The organism is Haloarchaeobius baliensis (assembly GCF_052060055.1).
Lineage (GTDB): Archaea > Halobacteriota > Halobacteria > Halobacteriales > Natrialbaceae > Haloarchaeobius > Haloarchaeobius baliensis.
This window is the reverse complement of the sequence record NZ_JBPPFR010000001.1, coordinates 1,581,988-1,606,501: the sequence shown is the minus strand read 5'-3', so window position 1 is coordinate 1,606,501 and position 24,514 is coordinate 1,581,988. Positions and strand designations below refer to the sequence as shown.

Here is a 24,514-nt window from a genome sequence, read left to right as displayed (position 1 = left end):
CAGTCAGTCGACGACAGCGCCGGTGAACTCGAACCGTGCACCGCCGTCACCGCCGTCCGTGACGTGTACGTCCCAGCCGTGGGCGTCGGCGATGGAGTCGACGATGGCCAGCCCCAGGCCCGTGCCGTCGTCGTCGCTCGCGTAGCCAGCCTCGAGCACGCGTCCACGCTGGTCCTGGGGGATGCCGGTGCCGCTGTCGCTCACGTAGAACCCCCGTTCGGCGGGGTCGGCGACGGCGGAGCCGTCGGCCGCAGAGAGGAGGCCCACCGCCACGGTGACGTCGGGACCGCCGTGTTCGACCGCGTTCACGTACAGGTTCTCGAACAGCCGGACCAGCCGGCTCCGGTCCGCACGCACGAACCGGTTCGTCTGGACGTCGAGCGTCGCGTCCGCGGTCGGCACGTTCGCCCAAGCCTCTTCGGCCACGTCGGCGACCGGGTAGAACTCCATCTCGTCGTCGGTGATGAGCTCGCCCTGCTGAGCCAGGGTCACCATGTCGTCGACGATGGCGTCCATGCTGCGGAGCGCCTGTCGCGTCGTCTTCAGGTGTGTACCCTTGCCGGTCTTGAGTGCCTGATTGACGGACCGTTCGGCGACGTCCAGCGGCTCGTCGAGGTCCTGCGAGACGATGGTGGTGAACCGCTCGAGCTGCTCCTTCTGCCGTTCGAGCTCCTGTTCGCGACGTTTTCGTTCGGTCACGTCACGCACGAGGAAGAGGCGACCGACGTCCTCGCCCTCGTCGCTCTCGAGCTGGTCGACGTCCACGTCGAACCAGCGCCGCCCCTCGTCGGTGTCCACGGCGATCTCCTCCTGTGCCTCGTCGATGTCGCTGTAGCGCCGGTAGAGCGGGTCCTCGGCGTCGAGAACCTCCTCGATGGCCGAGCCGACGACCTGCTGGCCCTCGACGCCGAGCAGTCGCTTGCCCTCCGGGTTGATCTCGACGATGGCGTTGGAGTCGTCGAGGACGAACACGCCGTCCGAGATGTTGTCGAGGACGGTATCGCGGGCGACCGGTGCCACGTCCGTCAGACCGAAGCGGGTGATGCCGACCGTGATGGCGATGCCGCTCACGGCGAACGTGATGGGTGTCAGGTCGAGCCCGCCCGTCTCGACGAGGCCGGTGATGAACAGCGCGTTGCCGACCAGCGGTGTGATGATGGCGACGAGCATGGCCGCGGCCTGTCGCTGGTAGATGGAGTGCGAGCGGTAGACGTGCCGCAGGACGAGGAACGCAGCCGCGAGCATCAGCCCGTAGGAGTAGACGCTGTGGGCGACGAACGCCGGGCCGGACGTCATCTTGATCGCAAGCCCCGCCTCCGCAGGTTCGCGGATGATATCCCTCCACCAGAGGTTCCGATACCCGGTCCAGACGAGCGCGAGCGCGATGACCGGCTCGACGGCGAGCAGCGCGTACGTGCTGGGTTTGGCGAGGTGCTCCCGGCCAGTGTACAGCAGCGCGAAGACGACCCAGGCCGCGACCGTGAGCGTGATGCCGAAGTAGGCCGCCTTCGAGGCGAGTATGCGTGTCGCGTCCGTCGTCGCGACGGCGTACCAGAGGGAGCAGCTGGCCCAGGCGATCGAACCCACGACCAGCGCGACGATGGCGTTCGACTCCCGTCGGTCGCTGTACTGCCAGGCGATAAACAGCGCGACCAGGCTGACCAGTATCGAGAGAACTAACGAAGCGTTGTAAATTGTCTCGGCGAGTGCCATGTCACCCTCGTTCGACGAGGAAGGGTAAATATCCCACGGCCGGAGCCGCGGAAAGAAACTGTCTCGGGGTTCAGTGGCGTTGCTGACGGTGTGTTCCTCTCGGCTCCCGGTCAGGTACCGGGGGACGGCGGCGTCGCCGGCATCCCCGCCGCGGTACCGACGAACTCGAACCGCGCGCCACCGGACTCGCTCTCGGTGACCCGGACGGCCCAGCCGTGAGCGTCGGCGATGGACTGGACGACCGACAGCCCGAGACCGGTTCCCGCCTCGTTGGTGCTGTAGCCGTCGTCGAGCACCTCCTCGCGTCGCGTTGCCGGGATGCCGACGCCGTCGTCGGCCACGTAGAAGCCCGGCCCGTCGTCGTCGGTGTCCGGGATGTCCCCGACGGTGACGGTCAGCGGTCCCCCGTCGGAGCCGCCGTGTTCGACCGCGTTCCGGAACAGGTTCTCGAACAGACGGCGCAGCCGTGTCGGGGCCGCGAGCACCGTGCGGTCGGTGCGCCTCTCGAGTCTGGCACCGTTCGTCTCGACGGTGTGCCAGGCGTCTGCCGCGACCTCGTCGACGCGGACCGGCTCCGGGTCCGTGACCGTCTCCCCCTCGCGCGCCATCGTGAGCACGTCCTCGACGAGCTCCTCCATGCGCTCGTGGGCGACGACGACGTCGTCCAGATGGGAGACGTCCCCGGTTTCCCTGGCGAGCTCGACGTACCCCGCAGCGACGGAGAGCGGGTTCCGGAGGTCGTGGCTGACGAGGCTCGCGAAGCGGTCGAGCCGCTCGTTCTGGCGCTCCAGTTCGCGTTCCCGGTGCTCGCGTTCGGTGACGTCGCGGAGGTAGAACAGGTGGCCGAGCGAGCGGCCGCGGTCGTCGGACTGCGGCCAGACCCGGACGTCGACGAATCGCTGCCCGGTGGCGGAGTCGAGCGTGACGAGGGTCTGGGACTCCTCGTCGCCGACCTCGGCCGCGATGTCGCCGACCGGACCGTCGAGGACGGCGGTCACCTCGCGTCCGATCCCCGCAGCGTCCAGTCCAAGCAGCCGTCTGGCGGCCGGGTTCGCGTCCGTGATGCGACCCTCGTCGTCGAGGACGAGGACGCCGTCCCTGATGTTCGCCATCAGCGACTCGCGGGCAACCGGCGTCACGTCGGTCAGGCCGAACTCGAACACGCCGAACGCCAGCGCCGCACTCCCGAGGCCGAAGCCGAACGGCGTCCCGTCCACCGCGATGGCCTCGGTGACGTAGAGCACGTTCCCGACGAACGGGGCGAACGCCGACAGGATGACGACGGCGGCCTGTCTGCGGTAGAGGTCGGCCGACCGGTAGAACAACCCGAGGAACATCGCCAGGGCACCGAGCGAGAGGGCGTAGCCGAAGACGGTCCACAGGTAGAACACCGCTCCGTGGTCGACACCGAGTCCGGTCAGCGTCCCCGGGTTCTCGAACAGCCGGGTGTAGATGAGTCCGTGGTCGACGAGGAACCCGGACAGCACGACGACCAGCATCGCGAGCGAGGCCCCCCAGAGGACGAAGCGCACCTGTCTCGTCCGCAACCGCTCGTGTCCGGTGTACTCGGCCGCCAGCAGGAACCAGGACGGCATCGTGAGGGTGACGCCCACGTAGGCGACCCGGCTGAGCAGCTCGTCTGCGACCAGCGAGACGGTCAGACTCTGCAGGAGCGACGGCGCGGTCCAGATCGCGACGCCCACGGCACTCAGGGCGAGATATCGGGCGCCCGTGTTGGGGCGGTTCCGCCAGGCGACTCCAGCGACGAGGAGTGCCAGCGCTGTCGTGCCGAGGAGCGTCGTCTGGTAGAGGGTGGTGACCGAGAGCCCACCGAGCATTACCGGAGTCAGTCCTGCCGTCCACTTAGGTTGCCCGGCCCCCGCGGCTGCCACTGACACGCAGTGTCGATCCGGGCGAGGGACACGCCCCCTATCGAGAGCTACGTATCGCTCCCGAGACCACCACCCTCCTCAGAGAAGAATATATATTAAATCCGATAGCTTTACCCACCGGGGGGCGGTAGCTTCTCGTGCTGCGATACGCCGCAGTCGACCCGTGCCACTGCGGTCTCCGTTGGCCGCCATCACCGGCGGCGACCCGATAGCCGAACGCAGCACCACCACCACCACCGCGAGCGGACACACTCGCACACTGCACCCAGGCCCGTCGACCCGCGCGCCACGCACGACCGCCTGTCATCCTGTCGGTCGCCGGGCCGTCCCTGTGTCGAGCGGACCGGGAGTCTGTGCCCCGGTTCCGTCTCGACCGTCTTCTCCCCGTCAGCGACGACTCTCGACCGTACGCTTTAGGTCGGACACCGTCCTACGGAAGCCCATGCCCGTTTCGAAGTCCGAGTTCGACGACCTCCACCCGTGTGATTTCTACGAGCCGGCGGAGCTCCTCGAACCCGGCCAGATGTACACCGTCTACGAGATCGCCCGCCTCCTGCAGGGGCTCGAAACCGACGCGGAGCTCGACCGCGAGACGGAGGACGTGCTCCTCGACTGGGCCATCCCGTGGATAATCGGCAACGCGGACGACCTCGTGGTCGCCACCCCACGGTCCGACGACGAGCCCGGGTACTACGGCCTCGACACATGAGACTCCTGGTCGCCGGCGACGCCCGCGTCGACGCCGGGAAGACCACCTTCTCGACCGGCCTCTGTGAGTACCTCGATGCCCCCGGGTTCAAGCCCCGTGCGGGCAACGACCACTGGTTCGACCACGACGACTACCTCGCCGCCGTCACCGAGGGCCGGCTGTACGGCAAGGACGCGAGGCGGCTCGCGTCGGCGAGCCCGGGCGACCTCGACCCCGAGGCGTTGAACCCACTCCACCGGCTCTGGCGGCCCGCACCGGGGTCTGACACCGGCATCATCGGTGCGAGCCACCGCCAGTTCGTGCTCGACCGGGTCGGCGACCAGTTCGTGGTGAACGAGCGTGCCGACGTGCCTGACGACGCCCGGACGCATCTGCCGCTCGCGGACGCTCACCGGGTGCAGTCGCTCGACGAGCTCAACTCCGTGATGGAGCGGCTGCACGCCCCGGCGCTCGCGGAGGTCCGCGAGACCGTCGAGCGAGCGGACCGGGCGGTCGTGGAGTCCTACGCGGACATCGCGCTTCCGCTCCAGGACGTCGCGTTCGACGCCGTCGCCGTCGTCGAGCCCGAACGGGCACGGGTCTACGACGGTGGTCGCTACGGACGTGCCTGCGAAGCCGTCAGCGGGAGTCCGCGAGAGGGGCGGCTGGAGGAACGTGTCGAGGACGTGCTGTCGTTCTGTGACCCGCTCGCGACCTGTACGCTCCCCGCGCTCTCGAGCGACGAACGCTCCCATCCCGCGACGGTCGCCGACGCGTACGAGGTCGCCTACGAGGCGCTCGTGACGGCCGCGCTCTCCTGACCCGTCGCCCTCGACGCCGTCGTCGCGACGACGCCTCAGAGGGTCGGCCGCCGGTTCAACTCCGAGAGCCTGGCGAACCCCGGGTCCCGCCGCCGCACGGTCTCCCCGTCGAGCTCGAGGACGCCGGCGTCGGCGAGCATCGGCAGGTGGCAGTGGTGCAGTGCGAGTTCGACCCGGTCGACCGAGCAGTCGACCTCGGGCCGGCCCGCGATCTCCGCCGCGAGCTCGCCGCGACGAACCGCTCGTCGTCGGTCCAGCACCGAGACGACGATGCGTCGCCATCGGTGCGAGAGTGTGCGATGATAGTGGTCGAGCTGTCCCGGCGACAACGGACCTGTCGTTTCGGTACTCATGGATTCTCAGCCCGCGAGGGCCGTACCCTCAGTCTCAGGCTGTACGGGTGTAGGCGCTCCCCCTGAGATATCAGGGCAGCCAGCAGGCCGTCTGGCGTGCCAGCCCGTTCCGCGTGGCGGGATGCGTCGACCGTATCGAGTGTACCGGCCGAACGCGGTCGTCTGGTGACCGGTTACGGACGATCTGCACTCCGTCGACGGAGGGTTCAATAAGACGAGTCGTGAGTAGTAGCCATGTCGTCGTTCGTGGTGACGGACGCGTTGCGGGAGACGCTGGCCGTCTTCGACAGGCAGAGACCGGGCACGCCGCTGACGACCACGGAGGTCGCGACCGAACTCGACTCGGGCAGACGGAGTACCTTCGAGAAGCTGGACCGGCTCGCCGACGGCGGCTACGTCGCCACGAAGGCGGTTGGGGCACGCGGCCGCGTCTGGTGGCTGCCGGTCGGGTCGGCGGCCCTCGTCGACCAGCTGGCCGAGGCCGCGTTCCTGACCCTCGATCCGGATGGCCGGGTCCGCTACGTCTCGGAACCGGCGGTGGAGCTGCTCTCGCTCCCGGCCGAGCCGCTGCTCGGCTCGACGGTCTGGGAGTGCATCCCCGAGTTCGACGCAGCGGAGCTGGTGCCACAGATCGACGAGGCGATGGTCGACGGAACGACCACGTCGGCAGAGCTCCGGTCCGCCCGTCTCGGCTGCTGGCTCCAGTACCGGCTCGCCCCCACCGAGTCCGGCCTCGGGCTGTCACTCCGTGACGTGACCGAACGGATGGTGCGGGAACGTCGCCTCGAGCGCTACGAACTGATCGCCGAGGCCGTCGACGACGGTATCTACCTCGTCGACCAGACGGGGCACTTCACGATGGTGAACGATGCGTACGCGGCGATGACGGGCTACGACCGCGACGAACTGCTCGGGGCGCACGTCTCGCTCGTGGCCGACGAACAGACCGTCGAGACCGCCAGCGAGTACGACGAACTGCTCCGGGCTGGCGACCGCGAGACCGGGCGGATCGAGGCGGACCTCGTGCGGAAGGACGGGGGAACCGTCAGGGCAGAGGCGACGTTCGCGGTCCTGACCGACGCCGACGGACAGGTGGAACGGGTCGGGGTGGTGCGTGACGTGAGCGACCGCCTCCGCAGGGAACGGACACTGAAACGGCAGCGTCGGGAGCTCGCCGCGCTCGACAGCCTGAACACGGTCGCCCGGAAGGTGACGAACTCCGTCATCGAGCAGTCCACGCGTCAGGACGTGGAACGTGCCGTCTGCGAGGTCCTCGCCGGCTCGGAGTCGTACTCGCTGGCGTGGGTCGGCGACGTCGACCGGGCCTCCGGGACGGTCACCCCTCACATCAGCGCGCCGACCACGGCCGCCACGGAGTCGCTGGTCTCCGACCCGCTGTCCACAGGACCGATCAGGCGAGCCACACACACCGGGACGCTCCAGGTGACGACCAGTCCCGCATCCATCACGCCGCCGGACGGGTGGGATGCACACACCGACACCGGGGCGTTCCGGTCGGCAGCCGTCATCCCGGTCGTCCACGAGGCGACGCTGTACGGCATCCTCTGTGTCTACACGGAGCGAGAAGCGGCGTTCTCGGCGGCGGAGCGCGACGTGGTCGACGGACTCGGTGAGGTCGTCGGGCAGGCCATCGCCTCCATCGAGCGCAAACGGGCGCTGATGAGCGACGAGGTCGTCGAACTGGAGTTCCGTCTGTCGAATCTGGGTTCCCTGCTCGGCATCGAGATGCCGGCGGACGGCCGGGTCGAGATCGGCCAGACCATCCCGCTCGGGGGCGACGAGTTCCTCGTCTACGCCACCGCGAACGACGCCGGTGTCGAGATCGTCGAGGCGGCCGAGTCGGCGCTCGACCACTGGGAGTCGGTCGACCTCCTCGAGGCCGGTCCGGACGTGCACCACCTCCAGGTCCGTCTCAGTGAACCGCCCGTCAGTGCGAAGATCGCCGCGTTCGGCGGAAGCATCCAGCAGGTCGTCTTCGCAGACGACATGGCGCAGTTCGTCGTCCACACCGACCCCGGAACCGGTGTGAGACCGGTCATCGAGGTCATCGACGAGACGTTCAACACCACCGAGCTGATCCGTCGTCGACAGTTCACGCGCTCCGAGGCGACGGGCCCGCGGTCAGACGACGCCCTCCAGCGGCTCACCGACCGGCAGCGGAGCGTCCTCATGGCCGCCCACGGCGGCGGTTACTTCGACCAGCCACGTCGACAGAGCGGCGCGGAGATCGCCGACACCATGGACATCTCGACGGCGACGTTCCACGAGCACCTCCGCGCCGCGATGCGGAAACTGACCACGTCGGCGTTCGCGGACGTCTAGGGGCCGGGCGACCGCGCCATCCGGGCCGCGAGCTCGATGTGGCTGTACGGCCGGTCCGTCATCGACGGTCCGTGCCCGACGTGTAGCTCGTCGAGGTCCTCGTCGACGACGTCGAGCACCCGGTCGATGCTCTCGACGAGCAATGCGTGGTCACCCTCCGCGAGGTCGGTGCGACCGAAGCTCCCGTTCTGGAAGACGAGGTCGCCGGCGAACAGGACGCCGGCGTCCTCGCTGTAGAAGCAGAGGTGGTCGTTCTTGTGGCCCGGCGTGTGGAGCGCGACGTAGTCGTGGTCGCCGATGCGGACCGTCTCCTCGTCCCCGATGGGGTCGTCGATGCCCGGCTCGTCGGTGTCGAAGCCCCACGCCCGCACGTCGAACTCGCGTTTCACGTCGGCGAGGTTGCCGACGTGGTCCGGGTGCGTGTGGGTCATCACGACGGCGTCGATGCCGCCGTGCTCGGCCAGCGGCTCCGTGATGTCGAAGTTCGCGCCGGTGTCGACCAGCACGCGTCGGTCGCCCTCGACGAGGAAGGCGTTGCTGGTGAACGCCCGGACGCCGGCCGCGAGGTTCTCTATCATGGCCGTCCCTACCCGGGCGACGGGTTTGACGGTTGCGGAGCCGGTCGGAACGGCGACGTCGCGCAGGCTACGGGTTCGTTCCCACGAGGACGAGCTGGGCGCGCTCGTCGCCGTCGTTGTGTATCTGGCGCGTCTGGTCGGCCGACAGCCGGATGGCCTCGTGTTCGCCGACGTGGACGGTCTCGTCGCCGAGGTCGACGGCGACCTCGCCCGCGACGACGACGTACACCTCCTCCTGCCCGTCACCGGCGTGGTCGTGCTCCTTGCCCTTCGCACCCGGTTCGAGTTCGAGGATCGTCACGCCCAGTGCCGTCGTGTCGAGGGCGTCCCTGAGGAACCACATGCCGCCGTACTCCTCGGGGACGACCGAGTCCACGTCGTCCGTACTGGCTATCGTGTAGGACATACACGTCGGCGTTGGGCCGCGTCGGCCAAGAAGGTATGTTCTACGGGGACACGCCACACGACACGAACCGACACGCTCAACCGCGACTCGACCCAACCCTCCGGCGATGACGAGCGAGCACGCCGGCGTGGTGTACGACCTCGACGGGACGCTGGTCGAACTGGTGGTCGACTGGGACGCCGTCGCAAGCGACGTCGAGGCGGTGTACGCCGACGCTGGCATCAGTCCCGACGACAGCGACCTCTGGACGATGCTCGGCCAGGCCCGCGAGCACGGCCTCTACGAGGACGTCGAGGCGGCCATCGCGGCGCACGAACGCGAGGGTGCCCGGGAGTCGAACCGCCTCCCATACGCCACGACACTCGCCCGCGAGGACCGCCCCGCCGCCGTCTGCTCGCTGAACTGCGAGGCGTCCTGTCGGGTCGCGCTCCGGACGCACGACCTCGCCGACCACGTCGGCCCGGTGGTCGGTCGCGACACCGTCTCGACGTGGAAACCCGACCCGGAGCCGCTGCTCCACGCGGTCGACCGACTGGGACTCTCGCCCGAGGACGTACTGTTCGTCGGCGACTCCGAGCGGGACGCGGTGACGGCCGAACGCGCCGGCACGGAGTTCCGGTGGGTCGAGTGACCGCCGGCGGCTCAGCGCCGCCGTGACGCGTACACGTAGACCCCGATGGCGGTGACGAACCAGACCACGGCACCGACCCGGACCGCGAACTCCGCCCGCGCATTCCACGTCGGCAGCGAGACCGGAACCGAGAGGAGGGTCACCAGCGGCACCCCGACGAGGATGGTGACGACGAACGTGGTCCGCATGACCCACGCGTAGTCGACGGCCTCGTCCCCGTCGGTTCCGTCCACGGCCGCGTCGACCGCCTGCTCGGGGTTGCTGACGGGGTCCTCGTCCTCCTCCGCGGCGTCTGCGTCGCTCACGGACGGTCCTCCCCCTGCCAGCGGGTAAGGTCTGCCGATTTCGTGGTGGAGCGTTCCACGTGCTGCAGCTTCGGCCAGCCACTGGGCCGCTCTGCGGACCTCGCCGGCCCCGTCCCGCGCTCGAACTCGAATGCGGGGTCTCGACCCGCGGGGAGACACCACCGTTGCATGTGAACAGGACCCGTCCCGGAACCGGCAGGCGTTTGACCGATGCCGAGCATACGTCGGGACATGCGAACCACGGTGCGTGACGTGCGAGAGAAGGCCGGTGAGGAGCCGATCACCATGCTGACCGCGTACGACGCGGTGACGGCGGAGATCGTCGACGAGCAGGGCGTCGACGTGATCCTGGTGGGAGACAGCATCGGGAACACGAAGCTCGGCCACGAGTCGACGCTGCCGGTGACGGTGGACGAGATGGCGAGCGCGACGGCGGCCGTCTCGCGGGCGACGGAGGACGCCCTGGTCGTCGCAGACATGCCCTTCCTGAGCTACGGGCACGACGAGAAGGAGAGCATCGAGAACGCCGGCCGGATGCTGAAGGAGGCCGGCGCCCACGCGGTGAAGCTCGAATCGGGCCCGCACACCGTCGAGCTGACAGAGCGGATGAGCCAGCTCGGCATCCCCGTGATGGCCCACCTGGGACTGACACCCCAGCGCGTGAACCAGCTCGGCTACGCGCGACAGGGCACCACCGAGGAGGCCGCCGCGGAGATGCTCGACCTCGCGGTCGCCCACGAGGAGGCCGGGGCGTTCTCGCTCGTGCTGGAGCACGTGCCGGCGAACGTCGCCCGCGAGGTGACCGAGACGGTGTCGATGCCGACCATCGGCATCGGCGCTGGCCCGGACTGCGACGGCCAGGTGCTCGTCGTCGACGACGCCGTCGGCCTCTCGTCGTGGACGCCGTCGTTCGTCGAGGAGTTCGGCGACGTTCGCGCGGCGATGGCCGACGCGGTCGACGCCTACCGCGACGCCGTCGAGTCCGGCGAGTTCCCGGCCGACGAGCACAGCCACGTCGAGGACGAGCTCGACGGCATCTACTGAGAACTACCCCTGGACCCGGTCGACGAACCGGGCGAGGGCGCTGTTGAACGCCTCCGGCTGTTCGAGCATCGCGAGGTGGGCGGCGTCCTCGACGACCGCGACGCGGCCGTCCATCGCATCGGCGAGGTAGTCGTGGTATCTGGGCGGGGTCAGCTGGTCGTACTCGCCGACGATGCACAGCGTCGGTACGTCGGTGCCACCGAGTTCGCCACGCACGTCGAACTCGTGGCAGGTCAGGAAGTCGCGCTCGGTCACGGCCCGACCGCAGGCACGCATGCTCTCCTTCGACAGCTCGACGAGTCGCTCGTCGGGGTCGTGGAACAGTCTGTCGGGGGCGTGGAGGAACTCGATGGCTCGCTCGAAGTCCTCGGCGAGCCAGTCACGCAGGTCGTCGAGCACCGCCAGCTTCGCGCCCGTGCCGGCGAGGACGACCCCGTCGAACTCGGCGTCGCGTTCGAGGAGGATGTGGAGCGCGACGGCTCCGCCGAGCGAGTTGCCGACGAGCACGCTCGCGTCCGTCTCCGCGGCGACGGCGAGCACGTCGTCGGCGTACGCCGACAGCGACTCGAAGCCGGCACTGGCGTCGGTGTCGCTCGCGCCGCCGTGGCCGCTGAGGTCCAGTGCGACCACGGGGAACTCGTCGGCGAGCCGAGCCTGCGACTTCCAGAGCCGTCGGCTCCCACCGCTCCCGTGTACGAACAGTACTGTCTCCCCGGACCCGCCACGGTCGAACTCCTCGAACGTCGTCGTCCGGCCGTGGTGACTGACCTGCTGCATGACTCGGAGTTGCCCGCCCGAGGGCATAAAGCCTAAGTCTGTCGTGAACCGCAGATACATCGTACACAGTAGAACCCGTTACCGTCTGGTGGTTCCGTCGACGAAGAATTTATATACTATTGCGACTAACCTTAGGTTAGTTGAACTCATGAATATCCAAGATTTCACTGCAGAGGACGAGCGGTTCGTCCGGCAGTACGCGTACGACGACGCCAGCGTCGTGGCAGTGGACCTCGGCGAGGCGTTCGCCGGCGGGTCCGTGGACGTCATCGGCGAGACGGTCATCGTCGTCGGGCAGGGTGACGAGCAGTACGAGCTGGACGTCCCCGGCGTCTCGCAAGCGTTTATCAGAAACGGCGTCCTCACTATCGAGATGGAGGTCGACGCATGAAACTCACCGTCAAACCCCTCAAGCAGAAGGATGCAGGTCGTGGGCTCGCCGCAATCGACAGAGGCTCGATGGCAGAACTCGGCCTCGAGAACGGCGACTACATCCGCATCGTCGGCAAACAGGACGCGACGACGGTCGCCCGCGTCTGGCCCGGCTACCCGGAGGACCAGGGCCAGGGCGTCGTCCGCATCGACGGGCGCCTCCGCCAGCAGGCCAACGTCGGCATCGACGACCGCGTCGAGGTCGAGAAGGCCGACGTGAAGCCCGCGACGAGCGTCACCGTCGCACTCCCGCAGAACCTGCGTATCCGGGGGAACATCGGCCCGCTCGTCCGCGACAAACTCAGCGGGCAGGCCGTCACCAGCGGCCAGACGGTGCCGTTCTCGCTCTCGTTCGGTCCCATGGGCGGCAGCGGCCAGTCCGTCCCGCTGAAGATCGCCTCGACCGACCCGTCGGGGACCGTCATCATCACCGACTCGACGGACATCCAGATCTCCGAGACGCCCGCCGAGCAGGTCGGCCCCGCCGGCGAGGGCGACGCCGAGGGCGTCCCGAACGTCACCTACGAGGACATCGGCGGCCTGGACGACGAGCTCGACCAGGTCCGCGAGATGATCGAGCTCCCGATGCGCCACCCCGAGCTGTTCCAGCAGCTCGGCATCGACCCGCCCAAGGGCGTGCTCCTGCACGGCCCGCCCGGCACCGGGAAGACGCTCATCGCCAAGGCCGTCGCCAACGAGATCGACGCCCACTTCCACACCATCTCCGGCCCGGAGATCATGTCGAAGTACTACGGCGAGAGCGAGGAGCAGCTCCGCGAGGTGTTCGAGGAGGCGGAGGAGAACGCCCCGGCCATCGTCTTCATCGACGAGATCGACTCCATCGCCAGCAAGCGCGGCGAGGCCTCCGGCGACGTGGAGCGCCGCGTCGTCGCCCAGCTCCTCTCGCTGATGGACGGCCTCGAGGAGCGCGGCCAGGTCACCGTCATCGCGGCGACGAACCGCGTCGACGCGCTCGACCCCGCGCTCCGCCGTGGCGGCCGGTTCGACCGCGAGATCGAGATCGGCGTCCCCGACACCGGTGGCCGCCTGGAGATCCTGCAGGTCCACACCCGCGGGATGCCCCTCTCGGACAGCGTCGAGCTGGAGCAGTACGCCGAGAACACGCACGGCTTCGTCGGCGCGGACATCGCCAGCCTCACCAAGGAGTCGGCGATGAACGCACTCCGGCGCATCCGCCCCGAGCTCGACCTCGAACAGGAGGAGATCGACGCCGAGGTGCTCGAGAACCTCAAGGTGACCGAGGGCGACTTCAAGGAGGCGATGAAGTCGGTCAAGCCGTCGGCGATGCGCGAGGTGTTCGTCGAGGTGCCCGACGTCACGTGGAACGACGTCGGCGGCCTGAACGACACCAAGGAGCGCCTCCGCGAGACCATCCAGTGGCCGCTCGACTACGGCGACGTGTTCGAGGCCATGGACCTGGAGGCCGCCCGCGGCGTGCTGATGTACGGTCCGCCCGGCACCGGGAAGACGCTGCTCGCGAAGGCCGTCGCCAACGAGGCCAACAGCAACTTCATCTCCATCAAGGGGCCGGAGCTGCTGAACAAGTACGTCGGCGAGTCCGAGAAGGGCGTCCGCGAGGTGTTCGAGAAGGCACGGTCGAACGCACCGACCGTGATCTTCTTCGACGAGATCGACTCCATCGCGACCGAACGCGGCACCCGGACCGGTGACTCCGGCGTCGGCGAGCGCGTCGTCTCGCAGCTCCTGACCGAGCTCGACGGGCTCGAGGACCTGGAGGACGTCGTCGTCATCGCGACGACGAACCGCCCGGACCTCATCGACGACGCGCTGCTGCGCCCCGGGCGGCTGGACCGCCACGTCCACGTCCCGGTGCCCGACGAGGAGGGTCGCAAGCGCATCTTCGAGGTCCACACCCGCAACAAGCCGCTCGCGGACGACGTGGACCTCGAGGACCTCGCCTCGCGCACCGACGGCTACGTCGGCGCCGACATCGAGGCGGTCTGCCGCGAGGCCTCGCTCGCCGCGACCCGGGAGTTCATCAACTCCGTCGAACCGGAGCAGATGGCCGAGTCCGTCGGCAACGTCCGCATCACCGCCGACCACTTCGAGGACGCCATGGACGAGGTGACCGCGAGTGTCACCGACGAGGTCAAGCAGCGCTACGAGGAGATCGAACAGCGCTTCGGCCGGGAGGACGTCCCGGGCGAGGAACAGCAGATCGGCCGGACGTTCCAGTAACGGGACGTCCGACGGCGTTCTTCTTCTGTCTCACCACCGCAGGAGTGGGTGCTCGACCGTCAGTCCGCCGACTGGCCGGTGTCGACGCTCCGGTCCCCGTCGGGTCGGTCGTCGCCCCCGAGCCAGTTGCGTGCGAACCGGTAGAGGGGGAACGAGTACTCCTCCAGTCGGTCGGCGAACCCGGTCTGGCTGGCGAAGACCGCGACCGGGACGTCGCGCGCTGCTGCGAGGTCGACCACCCGGTCGGGCGTGCTCCCGAACACCCAGCGGCGGAGCTGCCGGTCGCGTGACGCCCCGATGAGGAGCACCCCGCCGTGTGCCGCCGCTGCGTCGACGAGCGCGCTTGCGACGTCGCTCGACGTGACCTTGTGGAGCTGCGTGTCGATGTCGTCCGGTAGGCTCTCCAGCGTCGTGTCGAACGACTCCGCGGTCCCCTCGGCCCCCGGCCGGACGTTGACGACGTGGATGTCCGCCCCCGCCTCGCCGAGCGCGGCGGCGAGCGACAGCATCGCCTCGTGGTGGGGGCCGCCGCCGACCCCGACAGTCACCGTGTCGAGGTCCGACTCGTCGCCGAGGCCGGAGAGGAAGATGGTGTCGCACGGGGCGTTGTGCTCGACCTCCTCGGCCACCGTCCGGTGCTCCTCCGGGTAGCCCATCAGGATGCGGTCGACGCGGTGCTGGCGGGCGGTCTGCAGGATGTCGAACGCGAGGTCCTGGCAGACGTGGGCGTCGACGGAGTAGTCGACGTCGAGTCCCGCCTCGTCGACGACGCTCGCCAGCCGGTCCGCGCGCTTGCTGGCGACGTCCTCGACCGCGTCGGTCGGCGTCTGCTCCGGGACCTCCGTGACGGTGAGGAACTTGACGTGCGGGTCCGGGTCGGAGAGCCGTGCGATTCTGGCGGCGATGCGCCCGAACCGGTCGGCGTTCGGGAGGAGCGCGACGGGGACGAGCACGGTGTACTTCCCCTCGGCCTCGGCGCTCTCGGCACGCGTTCCGACCTGCTCTGGGGCGCCGACGTCCCTGACCAGCTCGTCGACGTCGGGCTGCCCGCCCCAGACGCGGTAGGCCACGACGAACACGCCGACCACGAGCAGCCCCGCCACGACGCCGCCGGCCTCCGGGCCGACGTACACGGGCTCCCCGAGCGGGAGCTGGACGATGTACGCCTCCGGCGCCGAGGGTGGGGCGATCGCCAGTCCCTTGTACGCGATGAAGACGATGAGGACGATGTTCGCGACGATACCGACCACCGGCAGGACGGCGCCGGCCGGCACCGAGAACGGCCGGTCGATGTCGGGGAACTTGCGGCGTGAGAGTATGAGCGCGGCGTTGACCACCGCGAGCGGTGCGAGCAGGTTGAACGTCGCGAAGTTCGTCAACCCGTGGAGGCCCAGCGGGACGGGCGACCCGTGGCCGAGGACCGCGATGAAGACGGTGATGAGGACGACGATGGTCCCGGTGACGGCGGTGACGCTCCAGAACGGCGTCTCCGTCTCGGGGTGGATGCGGGAGAACCTACGTGGGGCCTGTCCCTGCTTGCCCATCAGGTAGCCGATGCCCGACCCCGCGAGGATGCTCGCGTTCGACGCCGAGATCATCGAGAAGACCGCTCCGGCGACGATGAGCCACTGACCCAGCGGCCCGAGGAACACCTGTGCGATGGCACCCATCGCCGTCTCGCCCTGCGTGAGGATCTGGGCGTCGGCCGGCGGGGTGTTGACGAGCGCGACGATGACGAAGATGTACAGCACGGTCACGGTCAGCATGCTCGCGGCGATGGCCTTCGGGACCGTCTTGCGCGGCTCGATGATCTCGCCCGCGCTGGCGGCGATGGCGGAGAACCCGAAGAACGTGATGAAAGCGGTCCCGGCGGTCGAGACGATGCCGACCGGCTCGTACTGGAAGCTCTGGGAGAACTCGATGGCCGCGTTCGAGATGCCCGCGTAGGCGATGGCGCCGGCGATGAACACGAGCAGCACCGCCACCTTCGCGGCCGTGATGAGCACCTGCACCGACCCCGACTCCTCGGTCCCCTGCGCGTTCAGGTAGCCGAGGAGGAGCGCCGTGAGGATGCCGACGGTGCCGGTCGGGACCGGCCACGCGTCGGGGATGATGAACAGCTGGAACCACTCGGACATCGTCGCGAGGTAGAACGCGGTCGTCCCCGTGTAGCCGAAGAACAGGGACGCCCCGACGGCGAACATCAGCGTCTCGTTCTCGAAGGTGCGCGAGGAGAACAGGTAGCCGCCGCCGTTCTCGGAGTAGATGGACGCGAACTCGGAGTAGGACGCCGCGGTGACCCCCGCGACGAACGCGGCGATGACGAACGCGATGACCGCACTGGAACCGATGGCGTAGACCGCGGAGCCGGACAGCGAGAAGATGCCGGCTGCGATCATCGTCCCGAGCCCCATCGCGAAGGCGACCCTGAATCCGAGTGAGCGCGTACGCTCGACCATGGTCCTATCTCCCCAGGAAAGCCGCTTAAAATCCACGCCAAAACGGGCTGTGAGACGAGGCGCTGAGCCGTGTCGTCGAGTCCAGCCTACGGCCCTGCGCTACTCGTCGAGGTCCGCGAGGATCTCCTCGGCGTGCTCCTCCGGGTCGACACCCTCGTAGACGAGTTCGATCTCGCCGTCCTCGTCGACGACGTACGTGTTCCGGAAGACGCCGTCGAACGTGTTGCCGAACATCTGCTTCTCGCCGTAGGACTCGTAGATGGTGGCGACCTCGCCGTGCTGGTCGGAGAGCAGCGTGACGGGCAGGTCGTGGTCCGCCTCGAACTGTTTCAGGTCGGCGACCTCGTCGTCGCTGATGCCGAGGACGGCGATGTCGCGCTCCTCGTATAGGTCCCAGTTGTCGCGGAAGGAGCAGGCCTCCATCGTGCAGCCCTCCGTGTTCGCGCGGGGATAGAACCAGAGGACGACCGTCTGGCCGCGGTAGTCGGAGAGCGATACGAGGTCACCGTTCTGGTCCGGCAGTTCGAAGTCCGGAGCTTCCGCGCCGACGTCGAGCATAGACACGGGAAGGAAACGACGGGTAAAACGGATTTCGTTTCCGGCACGCTCACTCCGGCGAGACGGTGTCCCCGACCGCCAGCGCGCCGGACTCGACGACCGTCGCCCGCAGGCCGCCCCGGTGGACGAGCGAGCGCGCGACGCCGTCCTCGGTGAGCCCCTCCAGATAGGAGCAGGGCTCGCAGAGCTCGACGCCCCGGCAGACCGCGTCGCCGACGCGGAACGTCTCACCAACGAGGTGGTTCAGCGCGACGCCGCGTGTCGTCACGTTCCGGCGGTGGCGGCCGTCGCTGACGTCGACGTCGTAGTCCGATCCCGCCGCCTCGATGGCCTCCGCCTCGATGAGCGTGATGCCACGCGGTGTCCCGTCGGAGAACGTGCCCCCGTCGTCGAAGTAGCGGTCGCCACGCAGCCCGGTCTCGGCGACGGCCTCGACCCGTTCGACGGGTTCGACCGGCTCGCCCGACTCTGGCGAGATGTGGATCGCCTCCACCGTACCGGTGGTCGCCGTTTGCTCCCGCTCCGTCGCGTCCGTGCCGTCGGTCATGGCTGCGGCTACGACGCTCCGGGGGAAGAAGCTACTGGGGGCGTGTGAGTCGCTGTCGCGGCCGGGAGAATCAGTCGAGTCGCTCTGCGGCCTCGCGGTCGAGCAGGGGTTCTGCGTTCGCCGTCGGCAGCGTCACGACGTCGTCGGTGCCGAGGCTGTACTCGCGCTGGTCGACGCCGAAGATCTCCCCGACGTCGTCGGTGATACGGACGGTCGTCCGCTCCACGTCGTCGGCACGTCCCGCCGCGGACGAGTGTCCGCCGGCCTCCGTCTTGTCGGCCGCGCCACCGGCGGGGATGGGCTCGCTGGCCGTCTCCGTCGCCTGGGAGGCGACGCCCGAGCCGTCCGTCGCCGGGTCGCCCGGCGATGGCTTCTCGTCCGTCTCCGGTGCGTCGCCCATCACGTCCGCCGCACTGACGCCCTCGTCGCCTGCCTCCTGGTCGTCGGCGCCCGCGATCGCACTCGCCTCGGCGGCCGAAACGTCGGGCGCACGGTCGGTGCCGGGCTCATCTGCGTCCGCCGATGGTGTCGAGGAGCCCTCCTCCGTCTCCGTCGTGGATGTCGGGGACCCGGGTTCCCCCGAGCCCTGGTCCGAAGCGACACCCGACGGGTTCGCACCCGCGCCCATCCCGTCCTCGGGGTGGTGCGTCGGTGCGTCGTCGCCCGCGACGGCCGGCGTCGTCGTCGACTCGCCCGCGATGACGTCGAACATGTGGTCCTTGTTCCCTTCGATGCGCTCGACGAGGTCCTCGTACAGGGCGCGTTCCTCGTCCGTGAGGCCCTCGACCTGGTCCGGGCTCGCCATGTCCGCCGCTGCGAGGCTGGCCTGCTTGACCAGCTTGCCGAGCCGGCGCTCGTACAGCGACTCCGCCGTCGAGCGCGCGGTGTCTATCTCGTCGGTGAGCCGCTGGACATCGGACGAGCCGAACGGGTCGTCGGACTGCTCCGCGAGCTGCTCGCGCTCCGCTTTCAGCTCCTCGACGAACTCCGCGACCTCCTGGTAGAATGAGTCGCGTAACCCCTGGAGGCCTCCCTTCTGTCGTTCCGTGTCGAGCGCAGAGCGCAGTTCGTCCAGATTCATTCTTTCCCCTTCTCGGCGCGGCCGCGGGCCATCAAGAACACGCCCACGTACTCCGGTACAGTCTGTGTGCCTGCCTCCACCGTAAAGCTACCGCCGCCGAGCTCGACCGTGGTGGGTTCCTCGACCGTGACCTCGATGTCGTTCCCGACGAACGTCCCCGGGACGGCGTCGTGGAGCGGGTCGAAGCTCTCCACCTCGTCCCGGGGGATGCGTGTGACGGCGAGCCCGGTTCCGCCGTGCAGGCTGCCCGGGAGCCGGATGAGTCGGTTGATGTCCGTCGTCACCGGCTCGTCGATGGGTGCCGTCTCGGCGTCGAACGTCTCCGCTGCGAAGATGTCCGCGAGCCGGACGACGGTCGGATGCACGTCGAGGTTGCCCGCCGCCAGCTCGTCGTAGCGGTCGTCGAGCACCTCGACGAGCTTCTTCGAGCGGCCCGCGCCGATGCCCTCGAACGACTGCAGTCGCTCGCGTGCCTCCTCCGCCGGGAGTTCCCGCACCTCGTCGACGAACGCGAGCAGGCGCTCGTGGACGCGCCGCCCCCAGCCGCCGGTGGTGTCGAGGCTCCGCTTGTCGGTCGGGTTCTTGAGCCCGAGCCCGGCGACCGACTCCCGGTTGACCAGGGAGTCGAAGTCCACGTCGGCGGCCATCACGTAGTCGACGATCTCCCGCCGGTGCGCCCGGCCGAGTTCTTCTACGCCCTCGTCCCGGACGTGGACGTGGTAGCCCCGCCCGCCGGAGAAGACGACGGTCAGGTCCTCGAAGCCGAAGTCCGTCTCGAGCAGGTCGAGCAGCCGCAGCAGCGCCTCCTTGCAGACCGCGAGCATCTCCGCATAGCTGTCCGCGTCCGGGTCGACCCCCGGCAGGTGGTCGGCGTCGAGGTCGAACACGAGGTCCGACCCACGCCAGCCCTTGTCCGACATCGAGCTGGCACCGGGGTCGTCGTAGCGGCCCGCGGAGAAGTAGACGTGTCGCGGCCGCTCGTCCGTGAGGAACGTTCCGAGGTCGCCGACCTCCAGCCAGGAGTGGTGTCGGATCATCGTCGTGCCACCCGACGACCAGGTGATGTACCCCCACTCGCGCTCGTTCGGCTCGGGCGGGGGCGAGAGCTCCGTCCCCCGGTAGTGGTCGCCGAAGCGACCGCGGAGGTATCGTCGGGTGCGCTCGTTCATGGCTCTCGTTGGTTCGGAAGGGGGTCGTACAAACCTTGCGGAGTCGGCGCGGGCCGCCGACCGTCAGCGACGCATGAACTCGGAGAGTCGGCCCGTGATGCTCACGTCGTCGCCGAGTTTCAGGTAGTACGCGTCGCCGCCGTCCTCGTAGTAGTTGTCGATGCGTCGCTTGATGTCGAAGCCGAGGTGCTCGTAGAACCGCAGCGCGTTCTCGTTGCTGGTGCGTGCGTGGCACGTCACCGTCCGATGCTCCTCGGCGACGCGGGCGACGAGCCGTTTCCCGATGTCCTCGCCGCGATAGCCCGGATCGACGGCGAGAAAGAGGATGTAGCCGTCGCGGCGGACCGCGGCGAACCCGATGACCGGCTGGTCGGCCCCCTCGTCCAGGAAGAGGTGGACCTTCGACCGGCGATACGCGTCGGTGAAGAAGCTCTTTCGCTGCTTGAGTACGTCCTCATCGCGGCGGATGCGCTCTTTCAGGCGCCACGCATCCTCGACGTACTCGTCGCTTCCGGGGGAGACGACGCGCGTGTCGACGTTGACGCTCACTGTCGTGAAACTCCGGGACACGCCGATATAATTCCACCGGCAGTCGGCCACTCCCGAGTTGGTTTGGGGAAAGGTTTTCCCGAGCGCCTCCCCTGCGAGTATAAAATGAGTCCGCCAGTGGACGAAGCGGTCGAAGAGGGCCGATTCTCGCCGCTGAACGTGCTCCAGGATGCGTTCGTCGCGGGCCTCGCGGTGGTCGTTCCGCTGCTCGTCACCCTGTTCGTCCTGAACGTCCTCGCTGGGTACCTCTTCACCTTCCTCGACGCCGTCGTGGTCGCCCTCGGAGAGGTGGGGCTGAGCCAGGGCGTCTCCGTGATGGTCGTGCAGTCGCTGACCATCGCGTTCGTCCTGCTGCTCGTCCTCGCCATCGGCTTCCTCACGCGGTTCCGGTACGGCGAGGCAGCAATCGACTACGTCGACGGCTTCGTCGCCCGCATCCCCGGCTTCGGCTCCATCTACGACAGCTTCCGTGAGATGTCCGAGGTCATCGTCCAGAGCGAGGAGCGGAACTTCCGCGACGTCAAACTGGTCGAGTTCCCGCAGGAGGAGACGTACACGCTCGGGTTCCTGACGACCTCGACCCCGCAACCCCTCCAGGAGGCCGTCGGTCGCAACGACATGGTGACGCTGTTCCTCCCGCTCGCGCCGAACCCCGTCATGGGCGGCAACCTCGTCCACGTGCCCGAACACCGCGTCGTCGACGTCGAGATGACCGTCGAGGAGGGCTTCCGAACCATCGTGACCACCGGCGTCGCGACCGGCGGCGACCCGAACGAGCCGGACAACCTCACCGAGGCCGAGCTCAGCCAGATGGCGGCGTTCGAGCAGGCCGAGGACGACGTGGGGACCGACGCCGAGCCGGAGGTCGAACCCGACGTGCTCGACCAGGAGACCTCCGAGGATGGGGAGCGACAGGAGGAGGACTCGGAGATCGTCCCCGACGGGGACCTCGACCTCGAGACCGGCGCCCGCCGAGAGGCCGGTGCACGCGAGGAGCGCGAGCTCGGCGGGGACGCCACCACGAGCACGGACGAGGACGACGGTGACCGCCAGACAGAGGCAGACATGACGGACGAGAACACACCGTGACCGTCACACCATGAGCTTCGAACTCCGCGACCACACCGCCGACGTGGCCGTCGACGCCAGCGGGGAGACACTCGGCGCGCTGTTCGCAGCCGTCGCCGAGGGACTGACCGCCGCACAGTGCGACGACGTGCCCGACGGCGTCGGCGAGCGCTTCGAGCTGACCGTCGAGAGCGAGACGCTGGAGAGCCTGTTGTTCGACTACCTGGACGAACTCGTCTACGAACGCGACGTGCGGAGTGTCCTCCCTGCGGACCACCAGGCGAGCGTCCACGAGGCCGCCGACGGTGGCTGGCTCGTCGAGGCGAGCGCGCGCGGCGTCCCCTTCGACGCAGTCGACGCCCGCGAGATCAAGGCCGTCACCTACTCCGAGATGACCGTCCAGGAGGTCGAGGACGGATGGCACGCCTACGTCGTCTTCGACGTGTAGCGCCGCATCGACGCCCGACGGCCCACCGGACGATTGCCAACCCGACAGTACCCAGTCACAATCTATTCCGGTCGGGCCGTCGAATCTCGAACCATGACCACCTACGAGGCCGGCGACGTCACGCTCCAGAAGGTCCGTGACTACGTCTGGGAGATCCCGAAGCAGGGCGACATGCGCGTCCCGGCACGGGTGTTCGCCAGCGAGGAACTGCTCTCCGAGATCGGCGACGACAAGACGCTCGAACAGCTCCGGAACGCGACCCACCTCCCCGGCATCACGAAGTACGCCATCTGCATGCCCGACGGTCATCAGGGCTACGGCTTCCCCGTCGGTGGCGTCGGTGCGATGGACGCCGAGAACGGCTGTATCTCGCCCGGAGCAGTCGGTTACGACATCAACTGCGGCGTCCGGATGCTGACGACGAACCTCACCTACGACGACCTGCAGGGCCGCGAGCAGGAGCTCGTCGAGGCGCTGTTCGCGAACGTCCCGAGCGGCCTCGGCGGCGGCGGGGTCTTCGAGGGCGACATCGCCGACGTCGACGCCATCCTCGAGGAGGGCGTCCAGTGGGCGCTCCGGAACGACTGGGCCGTCCCCGAGGACCTCGAACACTGCGAGGACGAGGGGTTCCGCCCGGACGCCGACCCGTCGGCAATCTCGCAGAAGGCGAAGGACAGGGGCAAGAACCAGATCGGCTCGCTCGGCTCGGGCAACCACTTCCTCGAGGTGCAACGCGTCACGGACGTCTACGACGACGCGGTCGCGGACTCGTTCGGCCTCGCGGCGGACCAGATCGTCGTGCTCATCCACTGCGGTTCCCGGGGGCTGGGCCACCAGACCTGCAACGACTACCTCCGGCGCATCGAGAAGACCCACGCCGGCCTGCTCGACAGCCTCCCGGACAGGGAGCTGGCGGCGGCTCCGGCGGGCTCGCAGCTCGCCGAGGAGTACTACGGCGCGATGTGCGCCGCCATCAACTTCGCCTGGGTGAACCGCCAGCTCATCATGCACCGCACCCGGCAGGTGTTCGAGCGGGTGTTCGACCGCGACTGGCGGGACATGGAGATGCACCTGCTGTACGACGTCGCCCACAACATCGCGAAGAAGGAGCGTCATCAGGTCGGCGTCGACGCCACCGGAGAGGTCGTCACCGACGACGCGGACGCCGTCGAGTACGAGACGCGAGAGCTCTACGTCCACCGCAAGGGCGCGACGCGGGCGTTCCCGGCCGGACGGGAGGAGGTTCCGCCGGCCTACCGCGACGTCGGCCAGCCCGTCATCATCCCCGGCAGCATGGGCAGCGGGAGCTACGTGCTGCGCGGCGGCGAGCACTCGATGCGGGAGACGTTCGGGTCGACCGCCCACGGTGCGGGCCGCCTGATGAGCCGCACGCAGGCCAAGAAGGAGTACTGGGGCGGCGACGTGCAGACCGACCTCCGCGAGCAGAACCAGATCTACGTGAAGGCACAGTCCGGCGCGACCGTCGCCGAGGAGGCTCCGGGTGTCTACAAGGACGTCGACGAGGTCGTCCGCGTCAGCGACGCGCTGGGTATCGGCGACCGGGTGGCGCGGACGTTCCCCGTCTGCAACATCAAGGGCTGAGACCGGCCGAGAGCCGACCACCATCCGCTCCCAGCTGCCGACCGTTCAAGTGCGATGCCGGGGCCAGAGCGGGCGTGGTCTGAGCCACGCCGCATCCCGGTCCGGGCGGTCGCGCGGCACGCCGGATGCGCTCCTGCAGGTGCCGCCTGTTCGCCACCCCATCGAGCCCGTCGGCACGCCGACCAGCGGCAGCTACTTCAGCCGGTAGGGGTTGTCGTCGTCGCCGTCCTCGCCCGCGCCCTCGGGGACGTCGCTCTCGGGGAACTGCCGTCGCGCGGTGAGCGTGATCGTCGCCTCGGGCGTGTCGTCGTCCTCCCACGGGCTCTCGTACACCGACAGCTCCGACTCCGTGACGTCCCAGCCATGGGCCTCGAGCACGCGGACGAGTTCGCGCTGTTCGTCGAGTATCTCGTCGTCCATCACCCCGGTATCGGAGGTGGTGACACAAAAGCGTCCGGCTGGCGGCGATGCCGACTCGTCAGTGCAGGAAGTCGAACCGGGGCCGGTCGATGTCGGGGACGCGGTGCTCGACCGGCTCGCCCGCCTCGTACCGCACGAAGCTGAGGTAGAACGTGCGGCCACAGCCAGCGTCCGGCTCGTCGTCTGCGTCGCCCAGACAGACGAACTCGACGCCGTCGGCGTCCTCGAACTCCTCCGTCGTCGACGCGTACTCCCAGCCCTCCAGTGGCTCCTTCGTGACGCACTTGTCGGCCATGTATGCGTCGCGTTCGAGGCTCGTCAGCGCCCCGCAGTAGGGACAGTAGTAGGTGACGGAGACCATGACCGTACCTTGGTACTGGACCGTCTTAGCTACGCGGCTGACCGGCCCC

25 protein-coding genes are annotated in these 24,514 nt (G+C 68.7%); 10 read left to right on the top strand and 15 right to left on the bottom strand.

Going from position 1 to position 24,514, the window contains the following annotated elements:
• Positions 1-3: 3 nt before the first annotated feature.
• Complete coding sequence (locus ACSG06_RS08130) at positions 4-1,713, bottom strand: histidine kinase N-terminal 7TM domain-containing protein (RefSeq protein ID WP_440989762.1); 1,710 nt, start codon at positions 1,711-1,713, stop codon at positions 4-6.
• 110 nt (positions 1,714-1,823) lie between these two features.
• Entirely contained in the window at positions 1,824-3,551 is a 1,728-nt protein-coding gene (locus ACSG06_RS08125) for a sensor histidine kinase (protein ID WP_440989761.1), read from the bottom strand.
• A gap of 496 nt (positions 3,552-4,047) precedes the next feature.
• Between ACSG06_RS08125 and ACSG06_RS08120 the strand changes: the two genes are divergently transcribed.
• Both ACSG06_RS08120 and ACSG06_RS08115 read left to right on the top strand, forming a co-directional pair.
• Positions 4,048-4,314 carry a DUF5827 family protein gene (locus ACSG06_RS08120; RefSeq protein ID WP_440989760.1) on the top strand — a complete coding sequence of 89 codons (267 nt, stop codon included), beginning with the start codon at positions 4,048-4,050 and terminating at the stop codon, positions 4,312-4,314.
• The gene (locus ACSG06_RS08115; protein WP_440989759.1) at positions 4,311-5,114 is read left to right on the top strand and encodes an ATPase; all 804 of its coding nucleotides are present in this window, start codon (positions 4,311-4,313) and stop codon (positions 5,112-5,114) included. Before ACSG06_RS08120 ends, ACSG06_RS08115 begins: the two co-directional genes overlap by 4 nt.
• Before the next feature lie 35 nt (positions 5,115-5,149).
• On the opposite strand, the gene ACSG06_RS08110 is transcribed toward ACSG06_RS08115, so the two are convergent.
• A complete protein-coding gene (locus ACSG06_RS08110; RefSeq protein WP_440989758.1) occupies positions 5,150-5,467 on the bottom strand; it encodes a DUF7344 domain-containing protein in 318 nt (105 codons plus the stop codon).
• A gap of 234 nt (positions 5,468-5,701) precedes the next feature.
• Between ACSG06_RS08110 and ACSG06_RS08105 the strand changes: the two genes are divergently transcribed.
• Entirely contained in the window at positions 5,702-7,810 is a 2,109-nt protein-coding gene (locus ACSG06_RS08105) for a bacterio-opsin activator domain-containing protein (RefSeq protein WP_440989757.1), read from the top strand.
• On the opposite strand, the gene ACSG06_RS08100 is transcribed toward ACSG06_RS08105, so the two are convergent.
• Complete coding sequence (locus ACSG06_RS08100; RefSeq protein ID WP_440989756.1) at positions 7,807-8,388, bottom strand: MBL fold metallo-hydrolase; 582 nt, start codon at positions 8,386-8,388, stop codon at positions 7,807-7,809. The two genes, ACSG06_RS08105 and ACSG06_RS08100, sit on opposite strands and share 4 nt — an antisense overlap.
• Before the next feature lie 67 nt (positions 8,389-8,455).
• Entirely contained in the window at positions 8,456-8,794 is a 339-nt protein-coding gene (locus ACSG06_RS08095) for a cupin domain-containing protein (protein WP_440989755.1), read from the bottom strand.
• Positions 8,795-8,900: 106 nt separating this feature from the next.
• On the opposite strand from ACSG06_RS08095, the gene ACSG06_RS08090 reads away from it, so the two are divergent.
• Positions 8,901-9,425, top strand: coding sequence for an HAD family hydrolase (locus ACSG06_RS08090; protein ID WP_440989754.1), 525 nt, complete (start codon positions 8,901-8,903; stop codon positions 9,423-9,425).
• Positions 9,426-9,436: 11 nt separating this feature from the next.
• Here ACSG06_RS08090 and ACSG06_RS08085 read toward each other — a convergent pair whose 3' ends face one another.
• Positions 9,437-9,613, bottom strand: coding sequence for a DUF5822 domain-containing protein (locus tag ACSG06_RS08085; protein ID WP_440990302.1), 177 nt, complete (start codon positions 9,611-9,613; stop codon positions 9,437-9,439).
• A gap of 348 nt (positions 9,614-9,961) precedes the next feature.
• Between ACSG06_RS08085 and panB the strand changes: the two genes are divergently transcribed.
• Positions 9,962-10,774 (top strand): 3-methyl-2-oxobutanoate hydroxymethyltransferase, encoded by an 813-nt coding sequence (gene panB / locus ACSG06_RS08080; RefSeq protein WP_440989753.1) that lies wholly within the window; start codon positions 9,962-9,964, stop codon positions 10,772-10,774.
• Positions 10,775-10,777: 3 nt separating this feature from the next.
• Here panB and ACSG06_RS08075 read toward each other — a convergent pair whose 3' ends face one another.
• Positions 10,778-11,551, bottom strand: coding sequence for an alpha/beta fold hydrolase (locus tag ACSG06_RS08075; RefSeq protein WP_440989752.1), 774 nt, complete (start codon positions 11,549-11,551; stop codon positions 10,778-10,780).
• A 148-nt stretch (positions 11,552-11,699) separates the two neighbouring features.
• On the opposite strand from ACSG06_RS08075, the gene ACSG06_RS08070 reads away from it, so the two are divergent.
• Positions 11,700-11,942 (top strand): DUF7127 family protein, encoded by a 243-nt coding sequence (locus tag ACSG06_RS08070; RefSeq protein ID WP_440989751.1) that lies wholly within the window; start codon positions 11,700-11,702, stop codon positions 11,940-11,942.
• Complete coding sequence (locus ACSG06_RS08065; RefSeq protein WP_440989750.1) at positions 11,939-14,203, top strand: CDC48 family AAA ATPase; 2,265 nt, start codon at positions 11,939-11,941, stop codon at positions 14,201-14,203. Before ACSG06_RS08070 ends, ACSG06_RS08065 begins: the two co-directional genes overlap by 4 nt.
• Positions 14,204-14,262: 59 nt before the next feature.
• Here the strand turns inward: ACSG06_RS08065 and ACSG06_RS08060 are convergent, their stop codons facing one another.
• The 6 genes from ACSG06_RS08060 to ACSG06_RS08035 form a co-directional block, all read right to left on the bottom strand.
• A complete protein-coding gene (locus ACSG06_RS08060) occupies positions 14,263-16,662 on the bottom strand; it encodes an amino acid permease (RefSeq protein ID WP_440989749.1) in 2,400 nt (799 codons plus the stop codon).
• Between the two features lie 99 nt (positions 16,663-16,761).
• On the bottom strand, positions 16,762-17,220 hold the full coding sequence (bcp, locus tag ACSG06_RS08055; protein ID WP_440989748.1) for a thioredoxin-dependent thiol peroxidase: 459 nt from the start codon (positions 17,218-17,220) through the stop codon (positions 16,762-16,764).
• A gap of 49 nt (positions 17,221-17,269) precedes the next feature.
• Positions 17,270-17,767: an MOSC domain-containing protein gene (locus ACSG06_RS08050; RefSeq protein WP_440989747.1), complete on the bottom strand. Its 498-nt coding sequence runs from the start codon at positions 17,765-17,767 to the stop codon at positions 17,270-17,272.
• A gap of 70 nt (positions 17,768-17,837) precedes the next feature.
• Positions 17,838-18,848, bottom strand: coding sequence for a hypothetical protein (locus ACSG06_RS08045; RefSeq protein WP_440989746.1), 1,011 nt, complete (start codon positions 18,846-18,848; stop codon positions 17,838-17,840).
• Complete coding sequence (gene priS / locus ACSG06_RS08040; protein WP_440989745.1) at positions 18,845-20,017, bottom strand: DNA primase small subunit PriS; 1,173 nt, start codon at positions 20,015-20,017, stop codon at positions 18,845-18,847. The genes ACSG06_RS08045 and priS overlap by 4 nt, the downstream gene beginning before the upstream one ends.
• Positions 20,018-20,080: 63 nt before the next feature.
• Positions 20,081-20,566: a GNAT family N-acetyltransferase gene (locus ACSG06_RS08035; protein WP_440989744.1), complete on the bottom strand. Its 486-nt coding sequence runs from the start codon at positions 20,564-20,566 to the stop codon at positions 20,081-20,083.
• A gap of 105 nt (positions 20,567-20,671) precedes the next feature.
• Here ACSG06_RS08035 and ACSG06_RS08030 point away from each other — a divergent pair, with 105 nt between their 5' ends.
• From ACSG06_RS08030 to ACSG06_RS08020, 3 genes are all read left to right on the top strand, one after another.
• The gene (locus tag ACSG06_RS08030) at positions 20,672-21,655 is read left to right on the top strand and encodes a DUF502 domain-containing protein (RefSeq protein ID WP_440989743.1); all 984 of its coding nucleotides are present in this window, start codon (positions 20,672-20,674) and stop codon (positions 21,653-21,655) included.
• Positions 21,656-21,665: 10 nt separating this feature from the next.
• The gene (locus ACSG06_RS08025) at positions 21,666-22,082 is read left to right on the top strand and encodes an archease (RefSeq protein WP_440989742.1); all 417 of its coding nucleotides are present in this window, start codon (positions 21,666-21,668) and stop codon (positions 22,080-22,082) included.
• 93 nt (positions 22,083-22,175) lie between these two features.
• Positions 22,176-23,684, top strand: a complete 1,509-nt coding sequence (locus ACSG06_RS08020) for an RtcB family protein (protein ID WP_440989741.1) — start codon at positions 22,176-22,178, stop codon at positions 23,682-23,684.
• A 192-nt stretch (positions 23,685-23,876) separates the two neighbouring features.
• Here ACSG06_RS08020 and ACSG06_RS08015 read toward each other — a convergent pair whose 3' ends face one another.
• Positions 23,877-24,104, bottom strand: coding sequence for a hypothetical protein (locus ACSG06_RS08015; RefSeq protein ID WP_440989740.1), 228 nt, complete (start codon positions 24,102-24,104; stop codon positions 23,877-23,879).
• A gap of 58 nt (positions 24,105-24,162) precedes the next feature.
• Positions 24,163-24,465, bottom strand: coding sequence for a DUF7969 family protein (locus ACSG06_RS08010; protein ID WP_440989739.1), 303 nt, complete (start codon positions 24,463-24,465; stop codon positions 24,163-24,165).
• Between the last annotated feature and the right edge of the window lie 49 nt (positions 24,466-24,514).

Coding starts and splice junctions, on each gene's coding strand:
- ACSG06_RS08105 (WP_440989757.1), top strand. CDS start 5,702: ATGTCGTCGTTCGTGGTGACGGACGCGTTGCGGGAGACGCTGGCCGTC.
- ACSG06_RS08065 (WP_440989750.1), top strand. CDS start 11,939: ATGAAACTCACCGTCAAACCCCTCAAGCAGAAGGATGCAGGTCGTGGG.
- ACSG06_RS08110 (WP_440989758.1), bottom strand. CDS start 5,467: ATGAGTACCGAAACGACAGGTCCGTTGTCGCCGGGACAGCTCGACCAC.
- ACSG06_RS08085 (WP_440990302.1), bottom strand. CDS start 9,613: ATGCGGACCACGTTCGTCGTCACCATCCTCGTCGGGGTGCCGCTGGTG.
- ACSG06_RS08010 (WP_440989739.1), bottom strand. CDS start 24,465: ATGGTCTCCGTCACCTACTACTGTCCCTACTGCGGGGCGCTGACGAGC.
- ACSG06_RS08130 (WP_440989762.1), bottom strand. CDS start 1,713: ATGGCACTCGCCGAGACAATTTACAACGCTTCGTTAGTTCTCTCGATA.
- ACSG06_RS08050 (WP_440989747.1), bottom strand. CDS start 17,767: ATGACCGACGGCACGGACGCGACGGAGCGGGAGCAAACGGCGACCACC.
- ACSG06_RS08060 (WP_440989749.1), bottom strand. CDS start 16,662: ATGGTCGAGCGTACGCGCTCACTCGGATTCAGGGTCGCCTTCGCGATG.
- ACSG06_RS08115 (WP_440989759.1), top strand. CDS start 4,311: ATGAGACTCCTGGTCGCCGGCGACGCCCGCGTCGACGCCGGGAAGACC.
- ACSG06_RS08120 (WP_440989760.1), top strand. CDS start 4,048: ATGCCCGTTTCGAAGTCCGAGTTCGACGACCTCCACCCGTGTGATTTC.
- ACSG06_RS08090 (WP_440989754.1), top strand. CDS start 8,901: ATGACGAGCGAGCACGCCGGCGTGGTGTACGACCTCGACGGGACGCTG.
- panB (WP_440989753.1), top strand. CDS start 9,962: ATGCGAACCACGGTGCGTGACGTGCGAGAGAAGGCCGGTGAGGAGCCG.
- ACSG06_RS08045 (WP_440989746.1), bottom strand. CDS start 18,848: ATGAATCTGGACGAACTGCGCTCTGCGCTCGACACGGAACGACAGAAG.
- ACSG06_RS08095 (WP_440989755.1), bottom strand. CDS start 8,794: ATGTCCTACACGATAGCCAGTACGGACGACGTGGACTCGGTCGTCCCC.
- priS (WP_440989745.1), bottom strand. CDS start 20,017: ATGAACGAGCGCACCCGACGATACCTCCGCGGTCGCTTCGGCGACCAC.
- ACSG06_RS08070 (WP_440989751.1), top strand. CDS start 11,700: ATGAATATCCAAGATTTCACTGCAGAGGACGAGCGGTTCGTCCGGCAG.
- ACSG06_RS08100 (WP_440989756.1), bottom strand. CDS start 8,388: ATGATAGAGAACCTCGCGGCCGGCGTCCGGGCGTTCACCAGCAACGCC.
- ACSG06_RS08015 (WP_440989740.1), bottom strand. CDS start 24,104: ATGGACGACGAGATACTCGACGAACAGCGCGAACTCGTCCGCGTGCTC.
- ACSG06_RS08020 (WP_440989741.1), top strand. CDS start 22,176: ATGACCACCTACGAGGCCGGCGACGTCACGCTCCAGAAGGTCCGTGAC.
- ACSG06_RS08125 (WP_440989761.1), bottom strand. CDS start 3,551: ATGCTCGGTGGGCTCTCGGTCACCACCCTCTACCAGACGACGCTCCTC.
- ACSG06_RS08025 (WP_440989742.1), top strand. CDS start 21,666: ATGAGCTTCGAACTCCGCGACCACACCGCCGACGTGGCCGTCGACGCC.
- bcp (WP_440989748.1), bottom strand. CDS start 17,220: ATGCTCGACGTCGGCGCGGAAGCTCCGGACTTCGAACTGCCGGACCAG.
- ACSG06_RS08030 (WP_440989743.1), top strand. CDS start 20,672: ATGAGTCCGCCAGTGGACGAAGCGGTCGAAGAGGGCCGATTCTCGCCG.
- ACSG06_RS08075 (WP_440989752.1), bottom strand. CDS start 11,551: ATGCAGCAGGTCAGTCACCACGGCCGGACGACGACGTTCGAGGAGTTC.